Consider the following 14624-nt stretch of genomic DNA (forward strand, 5'->3'; position numbering starts at 1 on the left):
AATGCTTGCGCCCTCCGGAGGGCGCAAGCATTGCGCCCCTACTACTCCGTTGATCCTACGAACGAACGTTTTGGAGATTTTATTTTTTGGAGTTCCCTTGCAAGAAGTCTTAATATCCACACCCTTCACCGTTTCGGTTTTTCTGATGGCCTTTCCTTCACATCCCGGAAGGGAAATCGCCCCTGTTTAATCCCTTCTTTGGCCCAATACCAGGCCCCCACCGAACAGGCCGCACTGAAGAACAACGCAATCAGAAAAGCCAACAACGGCAAAGGAAAAGAGGGTTCAACTTTTTCCCCTTTCCACTCCCAAGGTTGAAACATTAACCCTGAAGTCGAAGCCACGATCGCCCCAGCAGCAATCCCCACCCCCACCGCTTGAATCTGGTCTTGCAAGTCTTGATTTTCTTGCTGCTGATTGTGATTCATCTTGGCTTGTTCCACCTCAACAATGCCGCGCATGGTAGCAATACAGTGGCCGAATAGGGCTTGTCCTGGTTTTAAATAATTCAGGTTTGTGTGGATTTGTCCTAATAATTTGGACCGGCATTCATAGCTAAAGGCTTGTAAAAAACTTAACTCCTGTTCTCCGTCAATATTTGTTAATTCTTCCAATGTTGTGGTATAATTCTTTAAATTCGTAATTATCGTGGTGCGCTGGTCTTCAATATCCCGGATATGACTGGCATAGCTAAAGGCTTGGGGGTTGATTTTGAGGAGAGCCTCCTGCAAAACCGTTAACTTTTCAGCCGTATCATCCGGCAATGTTTTTAATGCCTTCATCAGGGTTTCTAGCTCGGTATAAAGTTGACGACAGTCTCGATAGCTAGTCCGGGCTTGGTGATAGCTTAAACGGATTTTGCTGCGACAACAAAGCAAATTCATCAGGGGGTGATAGTATTTTGTAGATGCTTCGAGTTTGGCGGTATCAGGATGGCAGTCTAACCAGATGAGAATGTGACAGGATTGGGCCGGATTTTCCGCATCATTGTCATATTCAAAAATGGGACTGCTTAACAGTTTACCCTCGGCACGATAGGAGGGTAGAATAGGGAGGGTAGCGTTTGTGAGTAAGGCTTGTAAACAGCGATCGGCTAACTGGCGCAGGGTGTCAGGGGAGGGGGATTCTTCCGCGATGACAGGTTTGGCGAACAGGACCAACGTTTGGCCAATGGAAGCACAAATGCGATCGGGCAGCAGCATTCCCTCGGGGTTGAGGTGAGTGAGTTCGGCAACAGGAACAATTCCCGGATAGCGAAACGTGAGGTCAGCCACATAAGTATCATGAAGTTGGACCGCGTAGAGTTCCCCATTGCGCCGAGGAGTATCCGATTTACCCTCTACCTCGGGAAAGTGGAAGCGCAAACAGCGATCGATTTCCTCCGAGAGGAGTTCTCGAAACGCGATCGCTGCCTGCTGTTCCGGAATATTTAACCATTGACGACAGGTCTTGAGGGCTAGGATATCCAGCGACTCTCCCAATTCCTCAAACCGCTGCCAGAGCACATCAGCATCTTCCACCCGTTGCCCTTCCGCCAATGCCATATCATGACAGAGGTGGAAGGCATATAAGCTAAATTTGGGATAGTGGAGTAATTCTCCCGATAATTGTTCGATCATAGGGTTTCCTGGGGCAGCCAATAGATACAAATAATAGCATTTTCTCAGGTTTTTTGATAAAATTTGAAATCAGGAGGGAGAGTCCCCCCCGAGAGTTTTCTAGTCCTCAGAAAGAGCCTACCCAGACCTTACATTTATACCAACCATGTGTTATGACAACCTGCTAAAATACTGGGCAGAAAAATATGCCCAACAAATGGCATCCTGGGCCTTCAGACAACCCATTACCACCCCGGTTGAAATCTTAAAAACTGAACTCTCCGTCGAACCGATTCGGGCGGATTCAGTTATTTTTCTAAAAAGCGGCCCCGAAATTCAGCATTTAGAATTTCAGACGAGAGTTCCGCAAAATAGGCCGATGCCGATCCGGATGTGCAGCTATTCCATTCGGTTACAGTGGGAATATGAACTGCCCGTCAGACAAGTCTTGATTTGGCTAGTTCCCACCAGTAACCAGGCGGTATTCGAGACCGAATTTCGGACCGAATTCACCCACCACCGATATCAGGTCATTCGGTTATGGGAAGAATCCCCCGAACCTTTACTGGAGAATAATGCCTTACTGCCATTGGCGGTGTTATGCGCCACACAGAACCCCACGGAACTCTTGGGTCAAGTGGCTCAAGAAGTGGGTAAAATACAGGATACAGACCTACGACAGGAAATTGCAGCCTGCACTCAAATTTTAGCGGGGTTGCGGTTTGATAACCAGTTAATATCCACGATGTTCAGGGAGGAAATCATGCAAGAATCTGTAGTCTATCAAGACATTCTGCAAAAGGGAATTGCCCAGGGCGAAAAACAAGGTGAAGTTGCGGTAATTTTGCGCCTGCTTCATCGCTTTTGTGGGCCGCTAAATCCTGAGATGAAGTCCAGAATTCAGTCCCTAATTAAGCCGCAATTAGAGGAGTTGAGTGAAGCGTTATTAGACTTTACCAACTTGGCGGATTTACAGCAGTGGCTGGATTCTCATTAAAGTCGATTTGGGGCAGTTTTTTAATTGCCCCATTCCTCATCAGACCCCTTGCCCATATTCAGGGAGGAAGTTATGCAAGAATCTGTAGTCTATCAAGACATTCTACAAAAGGGAATCGCCCAAGGGTTAGAGCAGGGTGAAAAACAAGGTGAAGTAGCGGTAATTTTGCGCCTGCTTCATCGCTTTTGTGGACCGCTTAATCCTGAGATTGAGTCTCGAATTCAGTCCCTAAGTAAGCCGCAATTAGAGGAGTTGAGTGAAGCGTTATTAGACTTTACCAACTTGGCGGATTTACAGCAATGGCTGGATTCTCATTAAATTAGATTTGGGGCAATTGAAAAAATTGCCCCAACCCCATGAGGGAATATTTTGTTCGCTTATGGGGTTTACTTAGGCGGTGACTGGATGCGACGGATGGCATTTTCCAGGATGTTTCGGTAGGTTTTGGGGTCGGGTGGCGGTGGGGCATGGCCTTGGGTTCCGGGGGCTTTGGAGTAATCAGAAATAACATTCCCAGACATGGCATCCATTGCATCGCGAATGGGGGGATGAGATTCGTACCAATCGGCGATCGCATCGGACATTCCTTCCTTATCCTCCGGCAAACTCTCTATCAAAGCTTCCACTTCCCCTGGGTAGTCCGCAAATAAAAGCGATTGGGTCTCTACCAATGTGATAAAATCTTGAATCATCTTGTCTTCTAGTGACATGGGGACTCCTCCTAAACACCGATCGCACAAAACCCCGCCCAATAATAAGGGGAGGCAAACGGTTTAGCCGTTGCATCCATTGTACTAAACCGCCGGAACTGCCGTCGATAAGTGGAACGTAACGTTAACTGACTTGACCACTCCTGCAACCCCTCCACCGTCACATCCCGCAGCCAGATTTGGGCCTGTTTCAGCGCCAGGGGAACCGTTTCACCCCTTTTGACATTTTGGTAAAAACGAATCATCAGCAAAGCTGTAGAAAGGTCATTCACGGTCCACAGAGAACAGACCACATTGGGAGAACCCGCCAAAATAAACCCACTGGGTAACCCGATATATTCATCACTGGTGGAGGTAAAATCAGTGATGCCGGTTTCGCAAGCGGAGAGGGTGACGAGACGGCAGTGGGTCAGGTCGAGGCGTAAGATATCCTCTATCGTGAGACACTTGCCCAAGTCGCGGAGATTGCCATTTTCCAGGGGAATATAGCGGCTTTGGTCCTCACTGGGTGGTGGCGGGGTAAATTCGCTCTTTGCCAGGATGAGGGCCGATTTCAGGGCATCTTCAAAATTGAAATAGCCGTGACAGGAGAAGTGAGTGCAGTGGGCATTTTTCAAGTTATCCCCATCGAGAATCGCGGCTTTTTCCGCTGCTTTATGTTGCAGGATATGGTGTGGATTGAATAGGGATTGAATCGCTGCCACTTCGATATCCGTAAATTCCAAATCTTCGGTCGGGTTTTGGATAGCAAAGAGTTGGTTAAAATCGGGACGGGGCCGATTTTGGGCTTGCTTCAACACTTGGCAGTTAGGCGCGTAAGCGACCCCTTTCGGGAACAATTCCTGTAGGGTTGATGGCTGATTCTCTCCTGTGGCAACGGGTAAAGCATGGAGGGGAAACAGGTGCAGGAAGCAGTGAGGGATGAGGATGAGTTTTTTGCAGTTGGGGAATTTTTCCCGCAGGTTTTGCAGGATTTCATCCAGATGCAGGATTTGGGCAAGTTGTTCAAGACCTTGGGAGAGGTTATTTTGCCATTGGGTTTTGTTGTTGCGGTAGTCGTGGAGATAGGCGTTTCCCCAGTCGATGAGGTTTTGCCGGTCTTCCTGGGAAGATGTCCAGAGGTTAAGGGTTTGTTTGGTGAGGGTGAAAGTGAGGAATTTGTCATCTAGGACATACCATTCTAAGATGACGGTTTCATCATCAAGTAGAGATTTCATATCCGAGAATTTCAAGGGTTTATAGGGATATTTGGCTTGGAATTCTTCCCGCAGTTGGGTGATATGGGTATAGTCGGGTTTGGGGTCTTGTTGCAGGCGGCGGTCTTCTTCAGAAATCGCTTGACGGAGTTCTTGCAACCGTTGGCGGACTTCGGCAGGAATTTCTCCCCCTGGGTATGCGTCACGGGTGGCAATTAGTTCGGTGAGGTTGCGGGCTTTACTGCGGTCTACATATTCAATCGCATCCTGATATCTGCCCAATTCTAGGCACACTTCCACCATGCCGAGATAGATTCGATTATATTCTTCATTCAGTTTCCGTTTAGCTTCATCCCCAGAGATAATCTCCCCGCGCAGATATTCTACCGTATTTAGTGCCTGGTCAAAGATGTTGTAAGCATTTTCGAGAGCCGTTTGTTTCTTTTCGGGGTTGTGGGTGTAATGTTGATGAGATTGCTCTCGGTAGGCAAGACCGAGGTTAAATAAGGTTTTAATATGGTCTTGGGGAAAAGCCTCACGGGTTCTAACTGCTAAGGCGAGTTGATAGGCAGTGATCCCCTTTTCAAGGTTATCAGTCCGTTCCCCTTGGATGCGATATAAGTAGGCACAACCCAGATTATTTTGAATCTCTGCCCATTGTTCGGGAAAAGCCTTACGAGTATGAACGGCTAAGGCGAGTTGATAGGCAATAATCGCCTTTTCTAGATTATCAGATCGTTCCCCTTTGATGCGGTTACGGTAGGCATTACCCAGATTATTTTGAGTCATTGCCCATTCGTAGGGAAAAGCCTCACGGGTTCTAACTGCTAAGGCGAGTTGATAGGCAGCGATCGCCTGTTCCAGGTTATCAGCCCGTTCCCCTTTGATGCGGTCAGAGTAGACAGCAGCCAGATTATTTTGAGTCACTGCCCATTCGTAGGGGAAAGCCTCACGGGTACAAACGGCTAAGGCGAGTTCAGAGGCAGCAATCGCCTGTTCCAGGTTATCAGTCCGTTCCCCTTTGATGCGGTTATTGTAGGCAGCAGCCAGATTATTTTGAGTACGAGCCCATTTTTCGGGAAAAGCCTTACGGGTACAAACGGCTAAGGCGATTTGATAGGCAGCGATCGCCTGTTCCAAGTTATCGGCTCGTTCTCCTTTGATGCGATATAAGTAGGCATTACCCAGATTATTTTGAGTGTCTGCCCAATATTGGGGAAAAGCCTCACGGGTATAAACGGCTAAGGCGAGTTCAGAGGCAGCAATCGCCTGTTCCAAGTTATCTGCCCGTTCCCCTTTGATGCGGTTACGGTAGGTTTCACCCAGATTACTTTGAGTAAGAGCCCATTTTTCGGGAAAAGCCTCACGGGTATAAACGGCTAAGGCGAGTTGATGGGCAGCGATTGCTTTTTCCACGTTATCAGCCCGTTCCCCTTTGATGCGGTTATTGTAGGCAACAGCCAGATTATTTTGAATCGCTGCCCATTCGTAGGGAAAAGGCTCATGGGTATAAACGGCTAAGGCGAGTTGATAGGCAGCGATGGCGATTTCCAGGTTATCGACCCGACGACCTAGGGGGAATTGTTGAATTAAATTGGCAAAACTGACAATAACTGCGGCAATGCCTGCGGCTTGTTCGACATTAACTTGAGAAAATTTATCCCTTGCCCAATCTGTTAATATTTTGGCTAAGTTTAAGTCTAATTTATCTAAGTTCTGCCTGAAGAGAGGAAAAACCATTGCTGAATTACCGTTGCTATCGGATGTGGCTTGCAGCACTTCCATCAAAAACTGTAAATACTCTTCCTGGGTGGCGTTACCCTGGGTTTTCCCCCGGCCTAAAAACGCCGTCATATCCTGCGCCACATTCCGCAAAAACTGCGCCTGATTGTCTTGTCCCGCCTCCTGCAACTGCGCTGCCTCCTGTTCACAGACCTGCACAAACTCCGCATCCACCAATTCGGTGGATCGGTTGAGGATATTGTTTTCCTCCCCACTCGGACAGTTGAGGAGTTGTTGAATCAAAGAGAAATAAGCCTGGACTCGTTGTTCATCTCTTCTTAGGAGAGCAGTTTGCAGTTTGGAAGGTTGAATATTTAGGTTTTCTAAAACCCGAATTGCGAGAGGATCTTGGCCTTGTAATAAACCCAATAGTAGATGTTCTGTCTTAATTTTATCACTACCCAATCTTTGAGATTCTTCGGCTGCAAATTCTACTAATTGTTTAACGCCAGACGTAAAAGAAATCTGTACGGTCACTGCCCCAGAACCACGACCAATTATTCTTTCAACTTCTTGACGAGCAGCTTCCAGCTTAATATCTTGTTCTGCAAAAATCTGAGCAGCAACTCCTGTGCCTTCGCCAATTAATCCTAAAAGAATTTGTTCTGTTCCCACAAAGTTATGACCTAGGCGTCGGGCTTCTTCTTGTGCTAGGAGCATGACTTTGATGGCTTTATCGTTGAAACGTTCAATCATTGTTTTCTCAACCATTGTTTTCAGGGATAGTGATTGTATGAGTTAGGCCAGAAAATATTGCTTTACTACCAACTCCATATTTTTCCGCATCACCTGATGTACTGCTACCGCATCGCCACCATTTTCCTTTTCGGCTTGTAGTAGTTTTTGGCAAAATTGTAGTAATGCCCCTTCCTGATTTTCTCCAGTCCCCTGCCTCGCCAAAAACGCCCCCACCTGTTGTGCCACATTCTGCAAAAACCCTGCATCATTCTCTCGCCAGGCCCCCTGCAACTGTGCCGCCACCTGTTCACACACCTGCACAAACCCCTCATCCACCCACTCCCCATGACGGTTGAGGATTTGGTTTTCCTCCCCATCCGGACAGTTGAGGAGTTGTTGAATCAGGGACAGATAAGCCTGCATTCGTTGTTCGTTCATAGTGGCGCATCGGGTAGGGGATAGACCCCGATTTTACCCCATTCCTGCCACTCAGAAACCGGGTTTGTTTCTTAAATCTTTGTGAAGGAATAGAGATACTGCCAGAAACCCGGTTTCTTTTCCCACACCGAACTGCCAGAAACCGAATATCTTCCCTGATCAAGATGATTTATAATGATTCTTAGACTCAAATCACCTTAAAACTCAACCTTTCCCATGACCCTGGAATCCACCCAAAATCAACCCCAACCCATCGAAGCACGAGTCACAAGTTTGGAACTCGAACTCACTGAAATTAAACAAATCTTAGCCACCGTCACGCCACCACAAAAACCCTGGTGGGAACGCATTGCTGGGAGTCACGCCAATGATTCTACATTTGAAGCGGTGATTCAACTCGGTCAAGAATGGCGCAAAACTGCCCAATAAAGTGATTCAAATCTGATGTATATTTTGGAGGGTGACCATCTGAGTCTCATTGAACTCTCTAGTGCAACACAGTTTCTCCGAGTCTCTTTAAGGGAAATACCGATAAAAGTCCTTACGGTGCAGAACTCGCATGAGTTCTATCTGGTCTCCATTGACCTCAAAACCAATCCGATAATTGCCAACTCGGATACGATATCGGTTGGATGCTCCCGCTAACGCCTTAAGATTCGGTAAATCTTGAAGAGATGCTGTTTCTGGTAATGTGGTGAAAACCAATTCATAAATTGATGAATGAATTTCCTGTTTGTTGAGCTTTTTTAAATCTTTCAAAAACAGCGTCCTCTACTCAATATTCAATCTTCATCGTCTCCTAAAAATTCAAGAGCTTGCTGGCGGCTGAGAAGCGGGGTTTCTTTGGCTTCATCCATTGCTTTATTGAGGCAATAGTCTTCGATATTTTCTGTCATGGTTTCGAGGGAGGGGTTGTCTTGAGGGAGAATTTGCCTCCACAAATCAATTGGAACAACGACAGCCGTTAGCTTGCCCTCTGAATCGGTGATATATCCAACTTCTTGGGGATTCATGCCTTTTATGTCTCCTTGGTTTCCTAATATGGGTAGTCCAATTCATACTAAATTTTCTGCGTTTACAATTGTAGCGCAATTAAGGGCATTTGCATCTCCCATCGCTCAAATCAATGTAGAGGCGATTCGCGAATCGCCTCTACATTGAGCGTTTAATATACCTCGGGCCAGATTCTCATCTAGGATACAAAATCTGGCGTAGCAACCCGGTTTCTTATCTTCTAAGAATTAGAAGGCTCTAACCGAATCTCACCGGCGTTGGTGGATGTGCGATAGACCCAGGTTTGGTCTTCGTGAGCGATGACGACTCGCCAGCCTTCTACTAACATTTCCACACAACCCTCGTTGGGGTCGGGGAGTCCTAAGCAATTATTGGGCCAGGTTTTGCGTTCTTCTTCCTGGATCTCTAGTTGGTTTTTCGGGAGGTGCGATCGCGCGGAGGCTTCTTCCATCACTGCCTCGAATACTTCCGGGGGTAGGGAACCGCTATATATATATTGATCCTCTAACCGAATCTCTTCGGCTTCTAAGGAGGTTCGATACACCCACTTGTGTCCGTTCTCTTGATTTTCAATGACGACTCGCCACCCTTCTACTTTGGCGAGGCTGCATAATTCGTCGGGTTCGGCGATGCCGAGGCAGCCATTGGGCCAAGTTCGCTTTTCAGCTTGGACGATCTGGAGTTGGTAGGGGGAAATTCCTGTTTGTTCTGAGGCGGCTTCTTTGACCGCTGTTTCTACGGAATCGGATAATGTTATAAGGGTTTGGTTCATGATTAACCTCTGATGAATTGGGATCTTTGTATTGGGTAGCCTGTGATCCCCATCTTAGAAGTGATTTTTGAAAATCTTGTGAAATTTTGGAGAGATACAGCTTTTTTATGCCTTTAGGTATAGGTCAGCTATCCTAGGTTCGGCTAATTTATACTCCTCTACCAATCTTAAAAAGCCCCACTTTTTGAGGGGGTGAGGTTTTTCTTAATTAAAAAGCCGAGGGTTTTTCTCCTCGGCTTTTTGGGAATTTATTTTTCTGTTCAATGAGACGTAAAACCACATAAAAGCGGGTTCATTCATCCCTAAATCATCCTCCTTGTGATTGCTTGAGGACTACCTGTTCAGGTAGTGGTGGGGGTGGTTTCTTGCCAATCAAAGATGCGCTCTAGTTGGTCGATGGTGACAAATCCATACTGCCAGAGTACCATTGGTAAGGTGCTGTAGTCTAGTTCGCGACTATGTAGGCCAAAAGTCCCGCAAATCCGCTCGGCGAAGGCGATCGACGCGGTGGAAATGGCGAGTTCTTCTTGGAGAAATCGGATAAATTGAGAATAGGTTGCCGGGGCCATAAGAACTATCACCTCCTCTGTTATTCCTCCCAATTGTGATTGGAAACTGTTAAAGATGGGGTAGCGGAGTAGCTACTTTGCCATCTGTCCATTCTGGGGTTCGATCGCCCATAAAATATCAGCTCAGATTGCCGCAGATTTTATGACGACTTATTACTAATGCAGCATATCTAGCTGACAATGACATCCGAAAATTTACCGAATTCCAATCATAAGGCGGCAAATGCCGCCTTATGACAGTCTGATTTGTGTCTGATTCGCATTTTCTACAGAGGGGGAGGAGTCAACCGGGGTGTTCTCGTCCTCTTAAAAACTCTGAACCGCATTACTCAGCTTTAAGTAGTTTATTCCCACTCGATAGTTCCAGGCGGTTTGGAGGTGATGTCATAAACCACCCGATTCACCCCGCGCACTTCATTGACAATGCGGTTAGAAATGGTTTCCAACAAGTCGTAAGGAACCCGCGACCAATCTGCCGTCATCCCATCTTCACTGGACACCAAGCGCAACACGATGGGATAAGCATAAGTCCGTTGGTCCCCCATGACTCCGACACTGCGGATGGGTAACAAGACGGCAAAGGCTTGCCAAAAATCATGGTAGAGTCCCTGGCGATTAATTTCTTGGCGAACTACATAGTCCGCATCCCGCAGGATATCTAATCGTTCTGCGGTAACTTCCCCGAGGATGCGAATCGCTAACCCAGGACCGGGGAAGGGGTGACGTTGGACGATTTCCTCGGGTAACCCAATCGATCGCCCGACTTTGCGGACTTCATCTTTAAACAGTTTCCGCAGGGGTTCCACCAGCTTAAAGCAGAGGTCGTCGGGTAAACCGCCGACGTTGTGATGACTCTTGATTTTAACGGCCACCCGTTGACCCGGTTGGGAGGGAATGCTAGTATCTGCGGACTCAATCACATCGGGGTAGAGGGTGCCTTGGGCGAGAAAATCAAAGGGGCCCAGACGTTTGGATTCTTCTTCAAATACACGGATGAACTCATGTCCAATCCGTTTGCGCTTTTCTTCCGGGTCGGTAATCCCGTCAATTTGGGCGAGGAAGCGATCGCGCGCATTGACGTAGGCAACGGGAATATGAAACTGTTCTTGAAACAGCTTGACCAAGCGTTCTGGTTCATATTTCCGCATGAACCCTTGATCAATGAACATACAGGTGAGTTGATCTCCGATCGCCTTGTGCAACAGGAACGCCAAGGTGGAAGAATCCACCCCACCAGATAACGCCAATAATACCCGACGGTCCCCGACTTGAGCCCGAATGTCTTTAATCGATTCTTCGACAAAGGTGGCTGTCGTCCAGGTGGGTTGGCATTCGCAAATATGATAAACAAAATTGCGAATGAGGGGCATTCCTCCTTCGGAATGGACGACTTCGGGATGAAACTGGACGCCATATAATTGCTTTTCGTGGTTGGCGATCGCAGCGCATTCCGTATTCTCTGTATGTGCCAGTCGTTCAAACCCTTCTGGCATCCGGATTACTGAGTCACCATGACTCATCCACATGGTGGAACCTTCCTCCACATTGGTGAGCAAATCTGTGGGGTCGTCAATGTGCAGCGATGCTTTGCCATATTCGGCGCGTTCTGCCTGTGCCACATGGCCCCCAAGCTGCTGCACCATCAGTTGCATTCCATAGCAGACTCCCAGGACTGGGATACCCAGATGCCAAATTTCGGGGTCACACAGGGGCGCACCTTCATCGTAAACGGAGTTTGGTCCCCCAGATAAGATAATCCCTTTGGGATTGAGTTTTCGTAAAGTGGCCGCGTCAGTGCGATGGGATAAAACCTCAGAATAAACCTGGGTTTCACGAATCCGACGGGCAATCAATTCGGAATACTGAGAACCAAAGTCTAAAATCAGAATGGTCTCGCGGTCGATAGCACGGCGATCGCGTTGGTCTTCGATAGACTCACTAATTGGACTTTGTGGAGTTGGAGTTTGGGTAGTCGTCACGGGTCAATCCTAATGGGTTGGGTGGTAGGCGGAAAACTGATGAACTCAGGACTTACTCAGAAGAAAGCAGAACTCTAACGATTGGGTCATCCCCTGAAAAATATCCTTGGGTGGTAAGTCCTGGAATTGGAGGGATTAAGATTAATTTTACCTCCTCTATTTGCTTTTTTTTATTGAGAAATTTAGGATTAAATACCACGTTCTCCAGGATTCCATCTAAGATTAACTGCACCTCCGGTCCCCTCCCCTTAGCAAGGTCCGGGTTAGGGTGGGGTCCAGCCCTTAAAAGAGAAGGAGAGGTTTGTATGCTGAGGGTGATTTACCGCAGATTAAATGCACTTCCGGTCCCCTCCCCTGTGTCTTGGTCCGGGTTAGGGTGGGGTTCTTCTTGAGGTAGCGATTCCCTATGGGATAGCTCCGCTTACCGCCACGTCACGCACTATGAGCCGCGATCGCGCCTGTATGGAGGGTGGGGAACCCTCTTCCCTCTTTCTTCCTGACGTGGCCTGCGCCACGTCAGGAGGACCCCACCCTAACCCTCCCCTTGCCAAGGGGAGGGGACCGGAGGAGTTGTACGTCCTATCCCTTCCCGGTGTCTTGGGGTAGGCGATCGCCAAGTCCGATCGCCCTGCCAAGCAATTCTTAGGAACCCAGGCGGATGAACAAGTCAGCTAAGGGAGACCCCTTGATTGGCTGTAGATCTATCGCTGGGTCGATCGCTGGTGCAGGCGAACTTAGGGAGATGGACTGCAAGCGCTGGAACAGGGGTTTTCCGGCGAGGGTGACTAATCGCAGAACCGGGAAGCGACGGGTTAAGCTCTCTTCAGAGGCCAACCAATCTAGGTAGAAATAGCCGTAATTGGATTGGGGAAGGGGCGCGATCGCACTCTGAAAGTCTGGATTACTCACGATTGAACCCGTGGTTGGGGCATCGATCGCCGCTGTTAAGGTTTCTAGGGAACTGGCAAAAATCTCATAAGCCCCAATTTCGGTATGCACGGCCCGAATATCGGCGGCAATCTGTAACGGTTGGGTGCCTTTTGCCTTGGTGGGGACAGGTTTCGTGGTTAATTTACTCCAGGTGGAAATTGGGCGATTCCCCCAGGAGACGGGTCCGACGCTGAACCCTTGTTCTTGGGCGATCGCATCTAATTGTTCAATCCCTTTCACTGCCGTGTCCCCAGATTTCTGGGCGACAAAAATCCAGGCCAATCCAGGATTATCCACGTTTTCGACTGAGGATTGTGGTAATAAACCGATCGCATATTCCCCTTGGACCCAGTTAAAAATTGCCTCGGGTAAATCTAATCCCCAGCGCGATCGCACCATTGCTACAGGTTGGCGCAGAATTTGACCCACCGCCCCGGATTCGGGAAATCCTTTTTCCAGGGCTAACCATAATTGATTTAAGTCGGCACCGGCAATGGCAAAGGCAGTCTGTTCCGGCAGATATTGTAATGCCTGGACAGGTCCTAATAAACTCGGTAAACTCGTCGCCCATTCGGTGGAAGTGCTGCCATTCCAGATGGTATGGGCCAGCAATCCCTGGCGATTTAAGCCGAGGGCGATTCCTAAGCTGGGGGAGGTTTGGGCGGCGAGAACGCGCTCAGAGGGGGGTTTGAGGCCGGTTTCCCCAGGGCGATCGCTAATCCATGCGGTGAATTGTTCGACATTGATAAAACTGAGTCCAATTCCTGTAGAGGCCATATTGGCGATCGCCTCTTGATAGGCGGGATTTCCCTTGAGGCTGAGATTTTGAGCTTGGACGTTATTAATGGCATCCCGCAGCACTTTCGGATGATTGGCAAACAACACGAAGCGATCGCCTACCACCGCAGAGGCCCAATTTCCCCCGGAGTCTGCATTGCCCGGAGTTTGGCGATAAATCAGCTTCACCCCTTGATAATTTTCAACCGCAACCTCTACCCCATTACTGGCATTTTGGGCCCACAATACCTCTAAAAAATCCCGGCTGCGTTGAGGGCTTTTCGTTTCCACCGCCAGCAAATACCCCGCTTGCCGTCCATTCCCCTGTTCCCGATCAAAGTCGGAACTGGTGACGGCAAAGGTAATCTCATCCCCCAGCCAAGGTTCAATATCCTTGTGATAGTTTAAATCCGTGTTGGCGAGGACACCCTTTTTAATCTTGTCAAATTCCTCCCGGACCTGACCCCGCAATTTGGGGGCGACTGCCAATCGACCCACATCCTCTAATTTGTCCACATTGACTAAGAGAGAGGTCATCAGGGGCGCTTGTCGGGGCACAAACATCGCCGCCTCGACCCGGGTTTCGACAGGTTCGCGCAATAAGGCAACAGGTCCAGTCGCGAGGATTTCATAGAAGCCCCCGGCACCGAGGAGGCAGAGGACCAGGGCTACTGCCCCTAACACCGTGAAAAATAAGTTTCGATTCATCATTATCAATAAGAGTTAAGCGTAACGGGGGTTTACCGATTAGTTTATCGGGTTTCCGGGGCGGGTAGATTACCGGGTGAGCGTTGATACTCTCTTGTAGCGGGCTTAGGCAGGCTTTGCCCGTATAGTCCCACCCTTGAGGGTGTAGGTTTTTCTCCGATTCTCAGCCGCGATCGCTCGATACCCGAGGGACTCTTTCCAGGATACTCCTTCCGGTGCCGGTGGCTCCTAGATCCGGCGAGGGTTCATCAGGCTGATTGTTCTCATCTATTTATAACTATTCTCAATAAACTAGCAAGAAAAGGCAGAATAATATCATAAATTGACAAAATTACTTCATAATTTTCTCAATAGCTGCCCTAGAGGGCAGGGGGAGTTCAAAAAAGTCATAAATTTGTAAAATTATTGCTAAACAAGGATTTCAAGGCTTATTTAGGAAGGATAAGGCGGATTTTTGTCCGAACGGGCTGAGGTGT

13 protein-coding genes are annotated in these 14624 nt (G+C 48.2%); 3 read left to right on the top strand and 10 right to left on the bottom strand.

From position 1 onward, the window contains the following. Positions 1 to 125: 125 nt before the first annotated feature. A complete protein-coding gene (locus NG796_RS12095; RefSeq protein ID WP_261207006.1) occupies positions 126 to 1619 on the bottom strand; it encodes a hypothetical protein in 1494 nt (497 codons plus the stop codon). A gap of 145 nt (positions 1620 to 1764) precedes the next feature. Here NG796_RS12095 and NG796_RS12100 point away from each other — a divergent pair, with 145 nt between their 5' ends. After that, complete coding sequence (locus NG796_RS12100; RefSeq protein WP_261207008.1) at positions 1765 to 2595, top strand: DUF4351 domain-containing protein; 831 nt, start codon at positions 1765 to 1767, stop codon at positions 2593 to 2595. A gap of 72 nt (positions 2596 to 2667) precedes the next feature. Continuing rightward, positions 2668 to 2913: a DUF4351 domain-containing protein gene (locus NG796_RS12105; protein ID WP_261207010.1), complete on the top strand. Its 246-nt coding sequence runs from the start codon at positions 2668 to 2670 to the stop codon at positions 2911 to 2913. Positions 2914 to 2981: 68 nt separating this feature from the next. Here the strand turns inward: NG796_RS12105 and NG796_RS12110 are convergent, their stop codons facing one another. Genes NG796_RS12110 through NG796_RS12120 form a run of 3 tightly spaced genes read right to left on the bottom strand, consistent with a single transcriptional unit; the run spans position 2982 to position 7399 of the window. Then, on the bottom strand, positions 2982 to 3305 hold the full coding sequence (locus tag NG796_RS12110; RefSeq protein ID WP_261207012.1) for a hypothetical protein: 324 nt from the start codon (positions 3303 to 3305) through the stop codon (positions 2982 to 2984). 11 nt (positions 3306 to 3316) lie between these two features. Beyond that, entirely contained in the window at positions 3317 to 6979 is a 3663-nt protein-coding gene (locus NG796_RS12115) for a CHAT domain-containing protein (RefSeq protein ID WP_261207014.1), read from the bottom strand. Positions 6980 to 7021: 42 nt separating this feature from the next. Next, a complete protein-coding gene (locus NG796_RS12120; RefSeq protein ID WP_261207016.1) occupies positions 7022 to 7399 on the bottom strand; it encodes a hypothetical protein in 378 nt (125 codons plus the stop codon). 216 nt (positions 7400 to 7615) lie between these two features. Here NG796_RS12120 and NG796_RS12125 point away from each other — a divergent pair, with 216 nt between their 5' ends. Further along, positions 7616 to 7828: a hypothetical protein gene (locus NG796_RS12125; RefSeq protein ID WP_261207018.1), complete on the top strand. Its 213-nt coding sequence runs from the start codon at positions 7616 to 7618 to the stop codon at positions 7826 to 7828. 87 nt (positions 7829 to 7915) lie between these two features. Here NG796_RS12125 and NG796_RS12130 read toward each other — a convergent pair whose 3' ends face one another. The 6 genes from NG796_RS12130 to NG796_RS12155 form a co-directional block, all read right to left on the bottom strand. Continuing rightward, positions 7916 to 8158 carry a type II toxin-antitoxin system RelE family toxin gene (locus NG796_RS12130; RefSeq protein ID WP_261207020.1) on the bottom strand — a complete coding sequence of 81 codons (243 nt, stop codon included), beginning with the start codon at positions 8156 to 8158 and terminating at the stop codon, positions 7916 to 7918. A gap of 23 nt (positions 8159 to 8181) precedes the next feature. Next, positions 8182 to 8412 (bottom strand): hypothetical protein, encoded by a 231-nt coding sequence (locus NG796_RS12135; protein ID WP_261207022.1) that lies wholly within the window; start codon positions 8410 to 8412, stop codon positions 8182 to 8184. Positions 8413 to 8633: 221 nt separating this feature from the next. After that, complete coding sequence (locus tag NG796_RS12140) at positions 8634 to 9185, bottom strand: hypothetical protein (protein WP_261207024.1); 552 nt, start codon at positions 9183 to 9185, stop codon at positions 8634 to 8636. A 341-nt stretch (positions 9186 to 9526) separates the two neighbouring features. Then, on the bottom strand, positions 9527 to 9754 hold the full coding sequence (locus tag NG796_RS12145; protein ID WP_015151158.1) for a DUF2949 domain-containing protein: 228 nt from the start codon (positions 9752 to 9754) through the stop codon (positions 9527 to 9529). 344 nt (positions 9755 to 10098) lie between these two features. Beyond that, positions 10099 to 11733 carry a glutamine-hydrolyzing GMP synthase gene (gene guaA / locus NG796_RS12150; RefSeq protein ID WP_411268805.1) on the bottom strand — a complete coding sequence of 545 codons (1635 nt, stop codon included), beginning with the start codon at positions 11731 to 11733 and terminating at the stop codon, positions 10099 to 10101. Between the two features lie 642 nt (positions 11734 to 12375). After that, positions 12376 to 14151, bottom strand: coding sequence for a DUF3352 domain-containing protein (locus NG796_RS12155; RefSeq protein WP_261207026.1), 1776 nt, complete (start codon positions 14149 to 14151; stop codon positions 12376 to 12378). Between the last annotated feature and the right edge of the window lie 473 nt (positions 14152 to 14624).

The organism is Laspinema sp. D2d, from assembly GCF_025370755.1.
In the GTDB taxonomy this organism is placed as follows: domain Bacteria; phylum Cyanobacteriota; class Cyanobacteriia; order Cyanobacteriales; family Laspinemataceae; genus Laspinema.

Bases quoted from the DNA above. Each gene is read 5' to 3' on its own strand.
- NG796_RS12105 (WP_261207010.1), top strand. From the start codon at position 2,668: ATGCAAGAATCTGTAGTCTATCAAGACATTCTACAAAAGGGAATCGCC.
- NG796_RS12135 (WP_261207022.1), bottom strand. From the start codon at position 8,412: ATGAATCCCCAAGAAGTTGGATATATCACCGATTCAGAGGGCAAGCTA.
- NG796_RS12140 (WP_261207024.1), bottom strand. From the start codon at position 9,185: ATGAACCAAACCCTTATAACATTATCCGATTCCGTAGAAACAGCGGTC.
- NG796_RS12100 (WP_261207008.1), top strand. From the start codon at position 1,765: ATGTGTTATGACAACCTGCTAAAATACTGGGCAGAAAAATATGCCCAA.
- NG796_RS12120 (WP_261207016.1), bottom strand. From the start codon at position 7,399: ATGAACGAACAACGAATGCAGGCTTATCTGTCCCTGATTCAACAACTC.
- NG796_RS12095 (WP_261207006.1), bottom strand. From the start codon at position 1,619: ATGATCGAACAATTATCGGGAGAATTACTCCACTATCCCAAATTTAGC.
- NG796_RS12145 (WP_015151158.1), bottom strand. From the start codon at position 9,754: ATGGCCCCGGCAACCTATTCTCAATTTATCCGATTTCTCCAAGAAGAA.
- NG796_RS12115 (WP_261207014.1), bottom strand. From the start codon at position 6,979: ATGATTGAACGTTTCAACGATAAAGCCATCAAAGTCATGCTCCTAGCA.
- NG796_RS12110 (WP_261207012.1), bottom strand. From the start codon at position 3,305: ATGTCACTAGAAGACAAGATGATTCAAGATTTTATCACATTGGTAGAG.
- NG796_RS12155 (WP_261207026.1), bottom strand. From the start codon at position 14,151: ATGATGAATCGAAACTTATTTTTCACGGTGTTAGGGGCAGTAGCCCTG.
- NG796_RS12125 (WP_261207018.1), top strand. From the start codon at position 7,616: ATGACCCTGGAATCCACCCAAAATCAACCCCAACCCATCGAAGCACGA.